At 69.9% G+C, this 17,605-nt stretch carries 17 protein-coding genes; 10 read left to right on the top strand and 7 right to left on the bottom strand.

Going from position 1 to position 17,605, the window contains the following annotated elements; translation table 11 throughout:
- Nucleotides 1–101: 101 nt before the first annotated feature.
- A complete protein-coding gene (locus HNR15_RS15815; RefSeq protein WP_179483273.1) occupies nucleotides 102–587 on the top strand; it encodes a GNAT family N-acetyltransferase in 486 nt (161 codons plus the stop codon).
- A 69-nt stretch (nucleotides 588–656) separates the two neighbouring features.
- Here HNR15_RS15815 and HNR15_RS15810 read toward each other — a convergent pair whose 3' ends face one another.
- The 6 genes from HNR15_RS15810 to HNR15_RS15785 all read right to left on the bottom strand — a co-directional run bounded on the left by HNR15_RS15810 (nucleotide 657) and on the right by HNR15_RS15785 (nucleotide 8,044).
- Nucleotides 657–2,438 carry an L-lactate permease gene (locus HNR15_RS15810; protein ID WP_343048562.1) on the bottom strand — a complete coding sequence of 594 codons (1,782 nt, stop codon included), beginning with the start codon at nucleotides 2,436–2,438 and terminating at the stop codon, nucleotides 657–659.
- A 58-nt stretch (nucleotides 2,439–2,496) separates the two neighbouring features.
- Entirely contained in the window at nucleotides 2,497–3,879 is a 1,383-nt protein-coding gene (locus HNR15_RS15805) for a heterodisulfide reductase-related iron-sulfur binding cluster (RefSeq protein WP_179483271.1), read from the bottom strand.
- Between the two features lie 63 nt (nucleotides 3,880–3,942).
- A complete protein-coding gene (locus HNR15_RS15800; protein WP_179483270.1) occupies nucleotides 3,943–5,142 on the bottom strand; it encodes an FAD-binding protein in 1,200 nt (399 codons plus the stop codon).
- 6 nt (nucleotides 5,143–5,148) lie between these two features.
- Nucleotides 5,149–6,636: an FAD-linked oxidase C-terminal domain-containing protein gene (locus tag HNR15_RS15795; RefSeq protein WP_179483269.1), complete on the bottom strand. Its 1,488-nt coding sequence runs from the start codon at nucleotides 6,634–6,636 to the stop codon at nucleotides 5,149–5,151.
- A gap of 153 nt (nucleotides 6,637–6,789) precedes the next feature.
- Nucleotides 6,790–7,278, bottom strand: coding sequence for a GNAT family protein (locus HNR15_RS15790; RefSeq protein WP_179483268.1), 489 nt, complete (start codon nucleotides 7,276–7,278; stop codon nucleotides 6,790–6,792).
- Nucleotides 7,279–7,363: 85 nt separating this feature from the next.
- A complete protein-coding gene (locus HNR15_RS15785; protein WP_179483267.1) occupies nucleotides 7,364–8,044 on the bottom strand; it encodes an NADPH-dependent F420 reductase in 681 nt (226 codons plus the stop codon).
- A 113-nt stretch (nucleotides 8,045–8,157) separates the two neighbouring features.
- On the opposite strand from HNR15_RS15785, the gene HNR15_RS15780 reads away from it, so the two are divergent.
- Nucleotides 8,158–8,835: an alpha/beta hydrolase gene (locus HNR15_RS15780; protein WP_179483266.1), complete on the top strand. Its 678-nt coding sequence runs from the start codon at nucleotides 8,158–8,160 to the stop codon at nucleotides 8,833–8,835.
- A 17-nt stretch (nucleotides 8,836–8,852) separates the two neighbouring features.
- Here HNR15_RS15780 and HNR15_RS15775 read toward each other — a convergent pair whose 3' ends face one another.
- The gene (locus HNR15_RS15775; RefSeq protein ID WP_179483265.1) at nucleotides 8,853–9,980 is read right to left on the bottom strand and encodes a geranylgeranyl reductase family protein; all 1,128 of its coding nucleotides are present in this window, start codon (nucleotides 9,978–9,980) and stop codon (nucleotides 8,853–8,855) included.
- 187 nt (nucleotides 9,981–10,167) lie between these two features.
- Here HNR15_RS15775 and HNR15_RS15770 point away from each other — a divergent pair, with 187 nt between their 5' ends.
- The 8 genes from HNR15_RS15770 (at nucleotide 10,168) to HNR15_RS15735 (ending at nucleotide 17,581) form a co-directional block, all read left to right on the top strand.
- Nucleotides 10,168–11,670 (top strand): flavin-containing monooxygenase, encoded by a 1,503-nt coding sequence (locus HNR15_RS15770; protein WP_281373897.1) that lies wholly within the window; start codon nucleotides 10,168–10,170, stop codon nucleotides 11,668–11,670.
- 90 nt (nucleotides 11,671–11,760) lie between these two features.
- Nucleotides 11,761–13,011 carry a glycosyltransferase gene (locus HNR15_RS15765; RefSeq protein ID WP_179483264.1) on the top strand — a complete coding sequence of 417 codons (1,251 nt, stop codon included), beginning with the start codon at nucleotides 11,761–11,763 and terminating at the stop codon, nucleotides 13,009–13,011.
- Nucleotides 13,008–13,718 (top strand): class I SAM-dependent methyltransferase, encoded by a 711-nt coding sequence (locus HNR15_RS15760; protein ID WP_179483263.1) that lies wholly within the window; start codon nucleotides 13,008–13,010, stop codon nucleotides 13,716–13,718. Before HNR15_RS15765 ends, HNR15_RS15760 begins: the two co-directional genes overlap by 4 nt.
- Nucleotides 13,715–14,776: a prenyltransferase gene (locus HNR15_RS15755; RefSeq protein ID WP_179483262.1), complete on the top strand. Its 1,062-nt coding sequence runs from the start codon at nucleotides 13,715–13,717 to the stop codon at nucleotides 14,774–14,776. Before HNR15_RS15760 ends, HNR15_RS15755 begins: the two co-directional genes overlap by 4 nt.
- On the top strand, nucleotides 14,776–15,387 hold the full coding sequence (locus HNR15_RS15750) for a class I SAM-dependent methyltransferase (RefSeq protein WP_179483261.1): 612 nt from the start codon (nucleotides 14,776–14,778) through the stop codon (nucleotides 15,385–15,387). The genes HNR15_RS15755 and HNR15_RS15750 overlap by 1 nt, the downstream gene beginning before the upstream one ends.
- A gap of 106 nt (nucleotides 15,388–15,493) precedes the next feature.
- On the top strand, nucleotides 15,494–15,832 hold the full coding sequence (locus HNR15_RS15745; RefSeq protein ID WP_218883759.1) for a DUF2599 domain-containing protein: 339 nt from the start codon (nucleotides 15,494–15,496) through the stop codon (nucleotides 15,830–15,832).
- Between the two features lie 29 nt (nucleotides 15,833–15,861).
- Nucleotides 15,862–16,953 carry a CaiB/BaiF CoA transferase family protein gene (locus HNR15_RS15740; RefSeq protein ID WP_179483259.1) on the top strand — a complete coding sequence of 364 codons (1,092 nt, stop codon included), beginning with the start codon at nucleotides 15,862–15,864 and terminating at the stop codon, nucleotides 16,951–16,953.
- A gap of 76 nt (nucleotides 16,954–17,029) precedes the next feature.
- Nucleotides 17,030–17,581 carry a type 1 glutamine amidotransferase domain-containing protein gene (locus tag HNR15_RS15735; protein ID WP_179483258.1) on the top strand — a complete coding sequence of 184 codons (552 nt, stop codon included), beginning with the start codon at nucleotides 17,030–17,032 and terminating at the stop codon, nucleotides 17,579–17,581.
- Nucleotides 17,582–17,605: the final 24 nt, after the last annotated feature.

Genomic DNA, 17,605 nt, shown 5'->3' with positions numbered 1-17,605 from the left:
AACGGGACGGCCTCCGCAGCGCGCGGATCGCGCCACCGAGCATGCGTCACCGGGACCGCAATCCGGTGGCGGTGGTGACAGACGTCTGGTTCCCTGTACCGGTGACCGACCTGCACACCGAGCGCCTCATCCTGCATCCCGTCGACACCGCCGAGGCAGAACGCATCGTCGCGGGTCGACCGGACCCTGAGGAGTCCTGGGCGGGGGACTTCCCCTTCGACGGCGACGTCATCGGCGCCACCATGTTCCTGCGCGCCACCGCCGCACATGGTGACCAACAGCCCTTCGGTCACTACGTGGTCATCCGAGCCTCGGACGGGCAGGCGATCGGCAGCGCCGGTTTCAAGGGACGGCCTGAGAACGGTTGCGGCGAGATCGGATACGGCCTCGCGCCCTCTGCTCGAGGACACGGCTACGCGGCCGAAGCCGCTCGTTCTCTCGTTGCTCTCGCACGCGAGCACGGGCTCACGCGTGTCGTCGCCGATACGGACAAGGCCAACATCGCTTCGCGGCGAACGCTCGAGCACGCAGGGTTCACGCAGATCGGCGCCGACGGCGACCTCCATCTCTTCGAGGTCGTCCTCTGACCTGGCGGCGCGCGTAGGAGCCGTGGCCCAGCCTGCTGCTTCCCTGCTCGCCGTCGGCGCCGACTCAGATCACGGAAGCATCCACGACAGCACGCTCGTGGACTGCAAATAGACAAGCAGGCACATGAAGAGCAGGAAGCCGACCGTCCACCCGAGGATCCTGCGCAGGATGACGCCCTCCTGTCCGGCCAGGCCCACCGATGCGGCGGCGATGGCCAGGTTCTGCGGAGAGATCATCTTGCCGAGGACGCCGCCCGAACTGTTCGCTGCCGCCATCAGGGTCGGTGACAGGTGCGCCTGTTGCGCGGCGGAGACCTGCAGCGTGCCGAAGAGGGCGTTGGAGGAGGTGTCGGATCCGGTGACCGCGACGCCGAGCCACCCGAGGATGGGCGCCAGGAGGGCGAACACCCCGCCGGCGCCGGCCATCCACCGGCCGATCGTGATGGTCTGCCCGGACAGGTTCATCACGTAGGCGAGGGCCAGCACGCCGGCGACGGTCAGGATGGCCCACTTGAGCTGATCCAGGGTCTTGAGGTAGTCGCGCGCTGCCGCCGCGGGCTTCACCCCGAGCACGATCATCGTGAGCAGTCCGGAGATCAGCAGCAGCGTGCCGGCGGCGGGAAGCCAGGCGAAGGCGAACGTGACGGCGGACGGGGTCTTCCCGGCCGGTGTCTGGATGTGCAACCCGGGCCAGGCGAACTTGGTGGCTCCCTTGGCCAGCAGCTTGGTGACGAAGCCGATCTGGGCGACCGCAAAGACCACGATGATGATCAGGTACGGCGCGTACGCCCGGAAGATGTCGCCGCGGGAATCGGCCACCGTCCCATCCGGCGTGCCGGCCGCATCCGATCCTCCGTCCGGCCCACCCGCGGCAGCAGATGCGGTCTGGCGTGCCCCCGAGGTCGTGGACGACCGGTCCGCACCGGCACCTCGGCCGCCGCCCAACTCCACCGCATGCGCGGACGCCGTCGCCGCCGCGAGATGGGTCTGCACGTCCTCCTCGCTCATGCTGTCTGCAGCGAGCACCTCACTCGGCTGCCACACGCGCACGAGCAGTACGACAGCCATCGCCGAGCCGAGCGACGCGACGATGTCGGTGAGCGGGATCGAGATGTAGTTGGAGCAGAGGAACTGCAGCAGCCCGAAGATGGCGCCGCCGAGGAGAGCGACCGGCCAGGTCTGCTTGAGTCCGCGCCTGCCATCGACCATGAAGACCAGGGCCAAGGGGACGAAGATCGCCAGCACCGGGGTCTGACGCCCGACGACGGAGGCCAGGTCCTGCTCGGGCAGGTTGCTGATCTTCGCGAGCGTGGTGATCGGCACGGCGATCGCACCGAAGGCGACCGGAGCGGTGTTCGCCACCAAGGCCACCGTCGCCGCCTTGAGCTTGGAGAAGCCGAGCGCGAGCAGCATGACCGACGTGATGGCGACGGGGGTGCCGAAACCGGCGAGCGCCTCCAGCAGGGCGCCGAAGCAGAACGCGATGAGGATCGCCTGGATCCGCTGGTCCGGGGACACGGTGGCGAACGAACGCCGCAGCACGTCGAAGTGCCCCGTCGTCACCGACATCGTGTAGACCCAGATCGCGTTGACCACGATCCACATGATCGGGAAGAGGCCGAACGCGGCGCCCTCCCCGGCCGCGGAGAACGTTTGCCCCACGGGCATCGAGTACACGGCGATGGCAACGACGATGGACACAACCAGGGCGATTAGGGCGGCCCACTGGGCGGGCAGCTTGAACACGGCGAGCAGCACGAACACCGTGAGCAGCGGCAGCGCCGCGAAGATCGCTGACAGGCCCAGGGAGTGATGGACGGGATCGAAGATCTGGTCGTACAAGGTGGACACCTCCGGGTGCGGGGAATCAGACGGGACGAGCGACGGCGTACCGGTGAGTCCGGCGGTCCTAGGGCGCCAGGGGGTTGATCCCGCGAATGGAGAAATCCACGAGTTGGACGGGGTGGTAGAGCTTGACGGCGGGGTCGAGGTATCGCCGGATCTGCAACAAGCACCCGGGATTCGCGGTGGCGATCATGTCCGGCTCGACGCTGACGATGTTCGCCACCTTGCGGCGGCCCAGCTCCTCGGCCGGTTCGGGTTGCACGAGGTTGTAGATCCCTGCGGACCCGCAGCACAGGTCCGTCTCGGGGATGTCGAGGACCTGCAGTTGCGGGATCGTGCCCAGCACGGCGCGCGGCTGCGACCGGATCTGCTGGGCGTGGGAGAGGTGGCACGCGTCGTGGTAGGCGACGCGGCCCGGGATCGGGTGACGCGGCGCGACCGGCCCCAGCTCGTCCAGCAGCTCGTTGATGTCCCGGACCTTGGCGGAGAAGCGCGCGGCCTTCTCGGCGTACTGCGGGTCGTCGCGCAACAACGCGCCGTAGTCCTTCATGGTCGAGCCGCAGCCGGCCACGTTGACCACGATGCTGTCGATCTCGAGAGCAAGGAACCGGTCGATCAGCGCGCGGGCACGGTCGAGGGCTTCTGGCTCCCGTCCCGCGTGCACCGAGAGGGCACCGCAGCACGTCTGGTCCGCCGGCGCGAGGACGTCGCAGCCTTCCGCTGCGAGCACGCGTGCGGTGGCGGCGTTCACCTCGGAGAAGAACACCTGCTGAGCGCACCCGGTGAGCATCGCCACCCGATGACGCGTCGGACCGACCGCCGGGGTGTGCTCGTCGAGGCGGGTCCGGATGTCCCGCAGAGCCATCGGCGGCAACAGCGCCTCGAGGGCCCGCAGCCGGCCGGGCAATTTCTCCAGGAGCCCCGTCCTGTGCAGTGGCTTGCGCAGGGAGCGTTGATACAGGGTGCCGAGCACCGCGGCGGCTCGCAGCCGGTTCGGGTAGGGGAAGAGGGAGAAGATCGCGGCGCGGAACAGCCGGTCGCTGCGGTCGCGGGAGTAGTTGCGCTCGATCTGAGGCCGCACCGCCTCCAACAGCTGGTCGTACTTCACCCCGCTCGGGCACGCGCTGACGCACGCCATACAGCCCAAGCACGCGTCGAAGTGGCCGGTGAAGGTCTCGTCCATCTCCACGGTGCCCTCGCGGCCTGCCTTCATCAGGTAGATGCGACCGCGCGGGGAGTCCATCTCCTCCCCCCACAGGGTGTACGTCGGACAGGCAGGAAGGCAGAACCCGCAGTGCACGCAGTCCGAGATCATCGCGTCGGTGGGCGGATGGAAGGCGTCGAAGACTCCCGTGTCCCCGTGGTCCTCGACCTGCAGAGCGGTGTCGGGCTGCTGGTGCGCTGCCGCAGGCGTGGTGTCGTGCGAGGACGTTGTCTGATCGCTCATGCCGTGGGTCCGTTCGGGCCGGGTGTGGGTGTTCGTACCGGGGTGGCGGGCGCAGGACACGGTTCAGTGCCAGCCACGGAACCGCCCGGGTGCGCATCGTTCGAGTGGGTCGAACTGCAGTTTGACCGCGCGCAGCAGGGCCGCGGAGGACGGCGGCGTGCCGAACGGGGCGAGTCGGTCGGCGACCGCAGCGGGTCGAGATCGCAGTGAGCAGCTGCCGCCCAGGGTTTCGACGCCCTCGCGCCACCGCCGCGCGACGTCGGCCTGTGCTCTTGCGGAGCCGCGCAGGACCGCGGTGTGCAGCCCGAGCCCGGTGCTGCTCGCGACCGAGGCGGACACCCCGTGTTCGTCGGCGATCGCATGCAGCGATTCGATGAGCTGCGGCGATCTGTCGGGCAAAGCCCCGGCCCGTACGACGGTGTCGTCGGGGCCGCCGGTCGCGGCCTCGGCCACTGCCGCCCATCGTCGGTCGGCCTCGTCCTGGTCCAGGACGTGCGGCGAAAGACCTTCGTCGGTCAGGACTTTCGCCACCCGAGCCGACCCTGCCGCCGTGCCATCGGCGCTGCCGTCGACCCGGACGAGCAGCGTCGGTTCGTCCTCGAGACCGGCACGATCGAGCCACTCCACAGCGGTGGGCTCCACGCCGGAACGCCTCAGTGCCGCTGCGGCCACAGTGGCCTGGTGTGCGGTGGCGCTCGCCAGCACCGTCGCGCTCGACGCGGGCAGGGGATGCAGCCGCACGATGACCTCACCGATGAGTCCGAGGCTTCCGAGAGAGCCGTAGAACAACTTGGTGAGGTCGTATCCGGCGACGTTCTTGATGACGTGACTACCGCTGTGCGCGATGGTCCCGTCGGCCAACAGCAGGGTCGTGCCGATGGCGAGGTCGCGCATCGTCCCGAAGCGCAGCCGACGCGGTCCGGCATCGCCGGTCGCGAGCAGCCCGCCGATGGTCGCGCCGTGGCGTTCGGTGGCCGGGTCCAGGGCCAGCCACTGCCCTTCCTCCGCCAGTTGGGTCTGCAAGGTCTGCAGCGGCATGCCGGCGCCGACCGCGGCTGTCATCTCCCCGGGGTGGTGGCTGATGAGGACGTTCAGGTGACCCGTGCTGATCTGGAGGTCCGTCGGATCTGTGATCCCACCCCATTGCGCCTTGGTGCCGCCGCCGGTGAACAACACTGTGTGGCCGTCGGATTCGCTCTTGCGCAGGACTCTGCTGGCTTCCTCCAGGTCGCGGGGCGCAACCTTCTGAGCCGTTTCACTCACCGGCGGTCACCCCCGTCCGATGACGCCGGCGGCTTCCAACGGATGCGGGCGGTAGGGCCCCGGCAACTCGCCGCACAGCCGAGGAGTGGGGAAGATCTTGCCCGGATTGCAGATGCCGTCGGGATCGAACGCCTGGCGCACCCGCTTCATCACGGCCAGATCGTCGGGGGTGAACATCTTCATCATCGAGCAGGCCTTGTCCGCGCCGATTCCGTGCTCGCCGCTGATCGACCCTCCGGTGCGGACGCACAGTTCGACGATCGCGGTCGCGAGGTGCTCCGCCTCGTCGGCCTCACCCTCGTGGCGTGCGTCGTACAGCACCAACGGGTGCAGGTTGCCGTCGCCGGCGTGGAAGACGTTGGCCACCCGCAGTCCGGCCTCGTCGGCCATCTCGGCGATCTGGGTCAGGACCGGACCCAGTTTGCTGCGCGGGATGACCCCGTCCTGGACGAAGTAGTCCGGGCTGATCCGGCCCATCGCCGCGAACGCCGCTTTACGGCCCTTCCAGATCAACGCGCGTTCGTCGGCGCTCTCGGGCACCCGGATGTGCGTCGTGCCGTTGGACTCACATACCCGTCGGGCCGTGTCGAAGTCGGTTTCGCACTCGGTGTCGAAACCGTCCAGCTCGACGACCAGGGCCGCGGCTGCGTCACGCGAGAAACCGGCACCGGTGGCTTCCTCGCACGCCTGAATCGCCAGGTTGTCCAGCATCTCGACGGCGGCCGGGATGACACCGGCGGCGACCAGGTCGCCCACGGCGTGACCGGCCTGCTCGACCGAGGCGAAGTCGGCGACCAGCGTGCGCACCGACTCGGGGCGCTGCAGCAACCGGACCGTGACCTCGGTGACGATGCCCATCGTGCCCTCTGAGCCGACGATCACCCCGAGGAGGTCGGGCCCGATGGAGTCCGCGTTGTCGCCACCGAGGTGCACGATGCTGCCGTCGGGGGTCACGAACGTCACCCCCAGCACGTGGTTGGAGGTGAAGCCGTACTTGAGACAGTGCGCGCCGCCGCTGTTCTCGGCGACGTTGCCTCCGACGGTGCAGACGATCTGGCTCGACGGGTCGGGAGCGAAGTAGAGCCCGTAGGGCGAGGCGAGCACCGAGATGCCGGCGTTGGTGACACCGGGCTGCACCGTCATCCGCGCGTTGTCCGGGTCGATTCCGATGACCTCGCGCATCCGGGACAGCCCGATCACGATGCCGTCACTCACCGGCAGCGCTCCTCCGGACAGTCCTGTCCCGGCGCCGCGGGCAACGAACGGCACGCCATGCTGCGCGCACAGCTTCACGGCCGCGGCGACCTCCTGAGTGGAGCGCGGCAGGACGACCATGGCGGGGATCGTGCGGTAGCCGGTCAGCCCGTCACATTCGTACGTGCGTAGTTCGCCGGGATCGGTGATCACACCTGACTCCCCGATGGCGGCCACGAGCTGCGACCGCAGGGCGCCGGCGACCTGCCGCGACGGCTGTGTCTGGGCGGTGACACTCATCGAGCGCTCCTCGAATGCTCTCCGCCGGACGGAGAGTCTTTGCCGGAAGGCGAATGCTGTGCGGTGACCTGGATCACACCGACACTTTCACAGAAGACCGCCGCGGGTGAAGAACGAAGCCGCAAGAGCAGACTCGAGCGAGTGAGGCTTGAGTCAGCCGACGTAGATCATCGGAGCGACAGCCGGGTCCTCGCAGGGAAGGTCGACGAACCCGTACTTCTCGCAGAACTCGGCGGTCAGATAGCTGTTGGCGTTCAGGTCCAGCACGGCGGTCTTGCCCTGCCGTTGGATGTAGGAGCGCGACTGCTTCAACAGGTGCCGGGCGATCCCGTAGTCGTGCGCCTGCGGCTTGATGAGGAATCTGCCGATGGCCAGTAATGCGCCGGCCGGTCGTCCGGTGCACACGGCCAGGGCAGGGATGGACGACGCCTCGGTGGGGCGGTAGAGCTGCACGTGCCCCACGACGTTCGTCGTCGGCGCGACGTGCACCGGCGCCATGTCGTAGACCCACGCGAGCTCGACGGCGTCCCGCTCCAACCAGGCCCTGGGATCCGTCCCCGACATCGAACTCGGGGCAACGTCCAGGGCCGCGGCGATCTCGCACAGCAGGTCGAGGTCTTGCTGACGTCTCTCGCGGATCATCAGCAGCAACGTACGCCGGCCGGCAGCCCAGATCTCCTCACCGAACGGAGACCCTCGGACTGCCGGCGACGTGTGGCAAGCGGGCTTATCGGATCGTTGCGTCCGCCTGGTCGAGCAGGCCCTGCAACTCGGCACGGTCAGCGCGCTTGGGCTTGTTGAAGTCGCCGCCCTCCGCGTAGGCACCGGCGTACGCGGGCTGGTCACGCTGGAAGCGCCAGCTGTCGGCGAGGCTGCCGGTGTCGAAGACGTCGTACCCGATCGCGTCGATGAAGTCGGAGACCGTCCGCTTGGCGGCAGCGTCGTCACCGGCGATCATCAGCGTGTTGCGGTCGGCAGCACCGCGAGGGCGCTGCATCGAACCGAGGTGCCCGAAGAAGATGTTGTTGAAGGCCTTCACGACCTTCGCCGACGCCAGGTGCTGCTGGACGAGCCCGCTGGTCGTGGTCTGCTTCTCATCGAGGGCAGCGATCGCACCGTCGCGCTCGGGGTAGTAGTTGCAGGTGTCGATGACGACCTTGCCGGCCACGGCCTGCGCTGGCACCTGCTCGATCTTGCCGAGCGGGATGGTGACGACGACGATGTCGCCGGCTGCTGCGGCTTCCGACGAGGTCGCGGCGCGGGCCTTGGGCCCGAGACTCTGCACCAGATCGGCCAGCGTCTCAGGGCCACGTGAGTTGGACACGACGACGTCGTAGCCGGCGTCGACTGCCAGGTGGGCGAGGGTGCCGCCGATGTTGCCGCTTCCGATGAATCCGATGGTGGTCATGAAAGCGGCAAGCTCCACCGGAAGGTGAATATTCCCGGGCCTGTTCATCCACGGCGGGCTTCTGCACGGGCGGTGGCTGCGGGCGGCCGCGCAGGGCAGGGCAGGATGGGGTGGTGCCGCAACCACGCCTGATCGAGACCGCTGCCCCTCAGGACCCCGCGGGACTGGTGCTCGTGCTCCACGGCGGTGCCGCGCGGCGCGGCGAGGTCGCGGTCAGCCCGACGCAGCTCTCCGTCGTTCGGATGATCCCCATCGCGGCGCGGGTGGCTCGCGAGAGCTCCGGCCGCCTGGCCGTCTTCCGCCTGCTGAACTCATCCCGGGGCTGGGACACCCAGCACACTCCCGTGCAGGACGTGCAGTGGGCGCTGGAGCAGCTGCGCCAGCGATTCGGGGAGCAGCTCCCGATCTGCCTGATCGGACACTCCCTCGGTGGCCGCGCGGCATTGCTGTCGGCGGACGCGAACGGCGTACGCAGCATCGTCGCGCTCGCGCCCTGGGTCTACCCGAACGACGCCCACGGCCTCGACGCCTCCGGGCGCCAGATCCTCTTCGTGCACGGCTCCCGCGACCGGGTGGCCAAGCCGTCGAGTTCGGCGGCTGTCGCCGCCACCATGGCGGGTACGGCGGAGGTCGGCTACGTGACCATCACCGGCGGCAAGCACGCGATGCTGCGCCATGGAAGCGAATTCGAGCGGCTGGCAGCGGATTTCACGCTGGCAACGCTGCTCGGGACATCGCCGAGCGGGACGGTCGGTCGCGTGCTCGCCGGCGAGACCGCCATCCGGATCTGACCGCCGCTGTGAAGGCGTCAGCGACCGACCGCGCGCAGTCCCCAACGGACGGAACGGTGCTCGAGGGCGTCGGCCAGCGTCGCGTCCCCGCCGGTCAGACGGCCGAACTCCCGCCAGCCCCGTCCGGTGCGGGCGACGATGTGGTGCATCAGTGCCGGCGATCGTTCGAACGCCCGCAGCGCGATGCGCCCGGCCGCCATCTCGCGGGCCAGTGTGCTCTCGACGGCCGCGTCGTACGCCGCGCGCACAGCCGCGGGGTCCGCACCGTCGGCACCGACGCTTCGACCGGCGAACCGGCCGGAGCGGACGGCGTACGAGATGCCCTCGCGGGTCCAGGGTTCGAGCAGGCCGGCGGCGTCGCCCGCCACGAGGACGCGGCCGCGTGACAACGGAGAATCCACCGTCCGACATCGGGTGAGGTGGCCCGACGACTGGATCTCTCGCAGACCCGACAAGCCCATGTCGGTGACGAAGCTCGCGAGATAGGCACGGGTCGCCGCGGCATGGCCTCTGGACTGGATGACGCCGACAGTCAGAGTGTCACCCTTGGGGAAGACCCAGGCGTAGGTGCCGGGGTCGGCGCCCCAGTCCAGGTGCACGCGGCCCTCCCATCGGTGCGCCTGGTCGCCCGTCTCCAGCTCCACCTCGAGCCCTAGGTCGACACCGTCCGTCCGTACGCCGACGTGCCGGGCCACCCGGCTCGCCGACCCGTCCGCGCCGATGACGTAGTGCGCGGTGAGCGGACCCTCCGAGGTCTGCAGGGTGACCAGGTCCTCGTCCTGCTCCACGCCGGTGACGGTCACGCCCTCGTGGGTCTGTGCCCCCGCGGCCTGGGCGGAGCGCAGCAGCGCGTGATCGAACGATGCGCGGTCGACCAGGCGCAGCAGGCGGCGGTCGCTGCGGCGGTCGGCCCAGCGGCCGCCCGCGAGGGTGAGCGTCGCGCGGTGGATCTCGGCGCGCGACGGCAGCTGCAGGTCCTGGGGAAGCGCCGCGAGCGTAGGACCGATGAGGCCGCCCCCGCACGTCTTGTAGCGGGGGAACGTGGCCCGATCCAGGACCAGCACCCGAGCCCCGGCATCGGCGGCTGCGTGCGCGGCGCTGGAACCGGCCGGCCCCGCGCCCACCACGATCACGTCGTACGGCATCGGGTCAGTCTGCCGGGCGTCGCGGGCGCTGCGTGCGTCCGGGCGGCGGGAGGGTCGGTCGCCCCCGGGCGCGGGGCCGGGCGTCGGGCGGCGACGGGCAGAATGGCGAGGCGATCCCGGACGTGGGCGGTATTCGTCCCATATGGTTACCGGCAGGTAGTTACACAACAGCTGTAGTGGAGGATCGATGCCTGACCTGAAGGATCACTATGACGTCGTCGTGGTCGGCGCCGGTCTGTCCGGGATCGATGCCGGGTATCGGCTGCAGACGATGTGCCCCGGGAGGGACTACGTCATCCTGGAGGCGCGGCACGGGCTCGGAGGCACCTGGGACCTGTTCAAATACCCTGGCGTGCGGTCCGATTCGGACATGTACACCCTCGGTTTCCCGTTCGAGCCGTGGACCGGTGACAAGTCGATCGCGGACGCGGCCGACATCCTGGACTACCTGAAGTCGACGGCCGCCAAGTACGGCATCGACGAGCACATCTCCTACGACTCCAAGCTGACCGACGCGGACTGGAGCAGCGAGGACGCCGTCTGGACCCTCACCGTGCAGACCGCGGGCGGCGCACGCGAGGTCACCGCGAACTTCGTCTACATGTGCTCGGGTTACTACAACTACGAGCAGGGCTACACGCCGGAATTCCCCGGCCGGGAGGACTTCACCGGGCAGGTGGTCCACCCGCAGTTCTGGCCCGAGGACCTGGACGTGAAGGGCAAGGACGTCGTCGTCATCGGGTCCGGCGCGACCGCGGTGACGCTCGTGCCCTCGCTGGTCGAGCTCGGTGCGCGCCCCACGATGCTGCAGCGTTCCCCGTCGTACGTCATCGCCCAGCCGGACCGTGACGGTTCGGCCGCCAAGCTGCGCAAGCGGTTGTCGGCCGAACGCGCGCACAGCATCATCCGCTGGAGGTACGTGCTGGCGACGCAGGGTTTCTACCAGTTCTGCCGCCGGATGCCGAAGACCGCGAAGAAGGCGCTGCGCAAGGCGACCGAGTCCCAGCTCAAGGGCAGCGGCGTCGGCATCGAGAACTTCCAGCCGAAGTACAACCCGTGGGACGAGCGGCTCTGTGTGGTCCCGCGCGGCGACCTCTTCAAGGCGCTGCGGGAGCACACGGCCGACATCGTCACCGACACCATCGACCGGTGGACCCCCGAAGGCGTCAAGCTGTCGTCCGGGCGGGTGCTGCCCGCCGACATCATCGTCACCGCCACCGGGCTGAACATGCTGGCGGCCGGTGGCGCGCAGCTGACGGTCGACGGCGAGAAGGTCGACTTCGGCGAGCGCTACATCTACCGCGGGATGATGGTCGAGGGCGTGCCGAACGCCGCGATCTGCATCGGCTACACGAACGCGTCCTGGACGCTGCGGGCCGACCTGTCGGCCCAGTACTTCTGCAAGTTCGTCAACCACGTCAGCACGTCCGGATCGGCGTACGGGTACCCGACCGCCCACGAGGCGATGCGCAGCCGGCCGGCGATCGACCTGCAGTCGGGCTACGTGCAACGCTCCATCGCCGACTTCCCCAAGCAGGGCGACCGGCGACCGTGGTTCCTGCGGCAGAACTACGTGCTGGACAACCGCGACACCAAGCGGGCCGACCTGACGCAGGACATGACCTACGTGGCGGTGGGAGACGTGCGGACCCCGAACGGCGACCTGCACCCCTCCTCCGGCGCAGCGTGACCCGCGCAGCGCAAGTTGCGGGCGAGCGCAGCGAGCACGCGGCCGTAGCGGAGTGGGGCGCGCGGAGCCGGCAGATGGCAAAGGTCTGACGTGCGGGTCGCGCTCTCGTCGTACCGCTCCAAGCCGCACTCCGGCGGCCAGGGCGTCTACGTGCGCAACCTGTCTCGGGAGCTGGTCGCGCTCGGGCACGACGTGCACGTCTTCAGCGGTCCGCCCTACCCGGATCTCGACCGCGGGGTGACGCTGACACGGGTGCCGAGCCTCGACCTCTACCGGCACCCGGACCGGTTCCACCACCCGCGGCCGTCCGAATTCCATTCGGATCTGGACGTGTTGGAGTACCTCACGATGTGCACGAGCGGGTTTCCCGAGCCGCGCATGTTCGGCGCCCGCCTCTCTCGGCTGCTTCGGGACCGGGTCGGCGAGTTCGACATCCTGCACGACAACCAGACGCTGGCCCCCGGCATCCTCGACCTGGAGCGTCGCGGCCTGCCGTTGCTCACAACCATCCACCACCCGATCAGTCGCGACCGGCGACTGGAGCTGGCGGCGGCGCGCGGTCTGCAGCGGCTGACCAAGCGCCGTTGGTACGGCTTCGTGCAGATGCAGGCCAGGGTCGCGCGACGCAGCACCCACCTGCTGACCGTCTCCCACAACTCCGCCGCGGACATCGAGCAGGACTTCAAGGTGCCCGCCGAACGTCTCGCCGTGGTGCCGGTCGGTGTCGACGTCGCCACCTTCGTCCCGCCGACGCAGCCGCGCGTGCCGGGTCGGATCGTGACCATCGCCAGCGCCGATGTGCCGCTGAAGGGGCTCGACGTGCTGATCCGGGCCCTGGCCGTCGCGGACCCGGCGGCCTGGAGCGAGCTGGTCGTGGTCGGGCGCGCATCGGAGCGCACGAGCACGTCGCTGGCGCAGGCGGGTCTGCTGGACCGGGTGCACTTCCGCCACGACCTGAGCGACGCCGACCTCGCGGAGCTGCTCGCCTCCGCTGAGGTGCATGCCATTCCCTCTCTGTACGAGGGGTTCTCACTGCCCGCGGTCGAGGCGATGGCGTGCGGTACCCCGATCGTCGCGTCCAGCGTGGGGGCGCTGCCGGAGCTCGTCGGCACCGACGCGGGGGTGCTCGTCGAGGCGGGCGACGCGCCGGCGCTGGGGCGGGCGCTGATCGACGTACTCGCAGCGCCGGACCGGCGGTCCCGGATGGGTGCCGCCGGCCGCGCGCGGGCCGTGTCGACCTACAGCTGGCGCGCGGTGGCCGAGGCCACCGCGGACGTCTACGAGCAGGTGCGCGCGGCCCGTCGTGCGACGAGCCCCCGCGCCAAGGAGAATGCAGCATGATCACGATCAGGTTCGACACCTTCGACGTGCATCCGGGGATGTCGTTCATCGACGTCGGCTGCGGCCAGGGCCGTCACTCCTACGAGGCGTACCGCCGCGGCGCGCGGGTCACGGCCTTCGACCTGAACGAGTCCGATCTCGCGGACGTCAAGACGATGTTCGGTGCCATGGAGGCCGAGGGCCAGGGCGGCCCGGGCGGATCCGCGGAGGTGCAGCACGGTGACGTGACGCAGATGCCCTTCGCGGACGACAGCTTCGACCGGGTGCTGGCCTCGGAGATCCTGGAGCACATCCCGGACGTCGACGTCGCGATCGGCGAGATCGCGCGCATCGCCAAGCCCGGCGGGTTGGTCGCCGTGACCGTGCCCCGCAACTGGCCCGAGCAGATCTGCTGGAAGCTGTCGGACGAATACCACGAGGTCGAGGGCGGCCACGTGCGCATCTTCAAGGCCACCGACCTCGTCCGGCGCCTCACCGCGGCCGGGCTCGAGCCGATCGGGCAGCACCACGCGCACGCCCTGCACTCGCCGTACTGGTGGATCAAGTGCGCCTCCGGGACAGAGCGCGAGAACGCGCTCACGCGCGGCTACCACCGCCTGCTGGTGTGGGACATGATGCGGGCGCCCGCGGTGACCCGGGTCGCCGAGCGCGCGCTGAACCCGGTGATGGGCAAGAGCTTCGTGGTCTACCTGCGCAAGCCGGTATGACGCTCGCGCGCCTCGCGGTGCCCGGTGTCCTCTCGGCCGAACAGGTCGCGAGGACAGGGCAGTTCATCGTGCGCCAGCAGGCCCCCGACGGCGCGATCCCATGGTTCGTCGGCAGTCACCTGGACCCGTGGGACCACGTCGAGTCGGCGATGGGGCTGTCGGTGACGGGCCACCACGCAGGTGCGGTCGCGGCGTACGACTATCTGGCGCGCACTCAGCGGGCGGACGGTTCCTGGCCGATGGCGACGCGTGAGGGCCGCGTCGAGGAGGCCGCCGCCGATACCAACCAGTCTCTCTACGTGGCGACCGGGGTGTGGCACCACTACCTGGTGACCGGGCAGACCGACGTGCTGGCGCGCTTCTGGCCCACGGTCGAGCGGGCGGTGCGCTTCGCTCTGACGGCGATGCTGCCGTCCGGAGCGCTCGCGTGGGCAGTCTCCAAGGCGGGGGCCGTGCAGGACTTCGCGCTGGTGACCGGGAGTGCCAGCGCGGCGCAGTCGCTGGAGTGCGCGGTGCTGATCGCCGAACGGCTGGGCCACGATCGCACCGACTGGCGGTGGGCACGCGACGGCATCCACCGTGCGCTGCGCGAGCGACCCGACGCGTTCGCCGACCGCGACCGCTACTCCATGGACTGGTACTACCCGGTGCTGTGCGGGATCGTCCGCGGCGCGGCGGGTCTGGCCCGACTTCAGCAGTCGTCCGACCGGTTCGTGTGGGACGGGCGCGGCTGTCGATGCGTCGCCGACGAGCCGTGGGTGACCGCTGCGGAGACGGCCGAGCTCATCGCCGCTCTGGACGCGCTCGGCGAGAACGCCGCGGCGACAGCGATGTTCGAACAGGTGCAGTTCTTGCGGGACGAGGAGTCCGGCGGCTACTGGACCGGCAAGAACATCCCCAACGACGAGGTCTACCCCATCGAGCAGACCGGCTGGTCGGCCGCCGCCATCCTGCTGGCCGCCGACGCGCTGACTCAGACGACGGGCGGCGCCGCCATCTTCCGCGACGCGGGATCCTGCCTCGTGCGGGACGGCGTCGCGGACGGGGCGGCCAGCTGATGGCCGTGCCACCGGACGTCGCGCAGCGCGTCGCGGAGATCACCGGCTTCCTGCCCGTCGACGAGGGCGCGGCGCTCTACGACGTGGCGTGCGCGGCCGGGCCGGGCACCTGGCTGGAGATCGGCACCTACTGCGGCAAGTCGACGTACCTGCTGGGGAATGCCGCTCGGGTGGCGGGCGCGCGCCTCGTCACCGTCGACCACCACCACGGCTCGGAGGAGAACCAGCCCGGTTGGGAGTGGCATGACACCTCGATGGTCGACGCGCGCAGCGGCCGGCTGGACACGCTGCCGTACTTCAGGCCGGTGCTCGACGAGCTGGACGACGTGTGCTCGGCCGTCGTGGCACGCACCGAGGTCGTCGCGCAGTGGTGGACAGCCCCGCTGCGGTTGCTCTTCCTCGACGGCAATCACACGGAGGAGACCGCGCAGCACGACTACCGCGCCTTCGCCCCGCACGTGGAGCAGGGCGGGCTGCTGCTGGTGCACGACGTCTTCCCCGACCCGGCCGACGGCGGCCAGGCGCCCTGGCACGTCGTCCAGGCCGCGCTCGCCCACGGTTTCGAGCAGGTGGCCGAGCATGGTTCGCTCCGCGTGCTGCGTCGCCCTTAGCGCCGCGCTCCTCTCGGGCGCCGTGTCGCTCGCGGGGTGTTCGCGGGGTGCGGAGGGGACGACGCGGTCGATCGCGGACTCAGCCCTGCCGACGTCCACCACGGCCGTGACGACGCGGTCCGTCGGTCCCGCTCGCTCGCCGGCGTACGTCGCGCGGGTGCGGTGGGTGCCCGACTCGCGAGGTCGCAGCCTGCGGGTCTACCCGACCGCGGCGGCCCGGGCGACGCAGGAACCGAGTGCGCGGGCGGCCGCCTGGCAGCAGGTCGTGCGCCTCGCCCCGGCAGCCGACACCGTCACCATGCGCGCCCAGTTCGACTGTCACTGGGACTACGCGCGCATCGCCGAGCGGTCGAAGCCGTCGTGGAACCTGGAGACCTGGCGACCGGTGGTCAGCGCGCAGATCATGTTCGACACCCGCTGCAACCCCGGTGGCGCCGAGGAGTGACGTACGACGGCGGCGATACCGTCGCCCGCATGACGGGTGCCCTGGACGGACTGCTCATCGCCGACTTCGGGCGGGTGCTCGCCGGGCCGTACGCCACCATGCTGCTGGCCGATCTGGGCGCCGAGGTCGTCAAGATCGAACGCCCGGGCAGTGGAGACGACACCCGGCAGTGGGGGCCGCCCTTCGACGCCGACGGGGTCGCGACCTACTTCCAGGCGGTCAACCGCAACAAGCGCAGTCTCGCTCTCGATCTGCGCGACGAGAGCGACCGCGCGCAGGCGGCTGCCCTCGTCTCCCGCGCGGACGTGGTGGTCGAGAACCTCCTGCCCGGCGGGATGGACCGGCTGGGGCTCGGGTACGACGACGTACGCGCGACGAACCCCGGCGTGGTCTATTGCAGCGTCACAGGATTCGGCCGGGACAGCTCGCTGCCCGGATACGACCTCGTGGTGCAGGCCGTGGGCGGGCTGATGTCGATGACCGGCCCGCGGCCGGGGGAGCCGACCCGAGCCGGGGTGGCCGTGGTGGATGTGATCACCGGCCTGCACGCCGCGGTCGGCATCCTGGCGGCCCTGCGCCATCGCGACCGCACCGGCGAGGGGCAGCGGGTCGAGGTCGACCTGATGTCGTGCCTGCTGTCCAGCCTGGTGAACCAGTCCAGCGGCTACCTGCTCGCGGGCGCGGTCCCGCAGGCCATGGGCAACCGGCACCCGTCACTCGTCCCCTACGAGGTGTTCCAGGCGCGCGACAAGCCGATCGTCATCGCGTGCGGCAACGATCGCCAGTTCCGTTCCCTGGCAGAGGTGCTCGGTCAGCCGGACCTGGCCGACGACGAGCGTTACGCCACCAATCCGCAGCGGGTCGCACACCGCGAGGAGTTGGTCCCGGTCGTCAACGACCTGCTGGCCGCGGCGGACGCGCAGGACTGGTACGAGCGGATGTCCGCTGTCGGCGTACCGGCCGGACCGGTCAACGACCTCGCCGAGGCGTTCGCGTACGCCGAAGGCGTGGGCCTGTCACCCATCGTGGAGTGTGCCGGGGTACGGCAGGTCGCCAACCCCATCGGCCTGTCCGCGACCCCTGCGACCTACCGCAGCGCCCCGCCCGCGCTGGGCGGTTGACGTCTGCCGAATGGGTGACGAGCGCGTCGGGTAAGACTGGGACATCAGGAACGTCCCATCACCACGAGGGAGAGCCATGGCAGGCATCGAAGGCAAGAAGGTCCTCGCGATCGTCACCAACTACGGCATCGAGCAGGACGAGCTCGTCGTCCCGGTCGAGAAGCTGAAGGAGGCGGGCGCCGAGGTCACCATCGCCGCCGTCGAGAAGGACACCATCAAGACCCTGGTCGGCGACAAGGACCCAGGCAAGGACGTCGAGGCCGACATCGCCCTCTCGGACGCGGACGCCTCGGACTACGACGCGCTGCTGATCGCGGGCGGCACCATCAACGCCGACACGTTGCGGACCGAGGAGAAGGCCACCGATCTCGTGAAGGCGTTCGCAGGCGCCGGCAAGACCATCGCGGCGATCTGCCACGCGCCGTGGGTGCTTGTCGAGGCGGGTGTGCTGCAGGGCAAGACCCTCACGTCGTTCGCCTCGGTGCAGACCGACGTGCGCAACGCCGGCGGCAGCTGGGTCGGTGAGTCCGTCAAGGTCTGCCCGACCGAGGGCTGGACCCTGATCACCTCGCGCGACCCCGATGACCTCGGCGACTTCGTCCCGGCGATCGTCGACGCGCTCGGCTGACCGAACGCCGATCCGTCGTACCAC

It is taken from the genome of Allobranchiibius huperziae, assembly GCF_013410455.1.
Taxonomy (GTDB): domain Bacteria; phylum Actinomycetota; class Actinomycetes; order Actinomycetales; family Dermatophilaceae; genus Allobranchiibius; species Allobranchiibius huperziae.
This window is presented reverse-complemented; position numbering and strand designations above follow the sequence as displayed.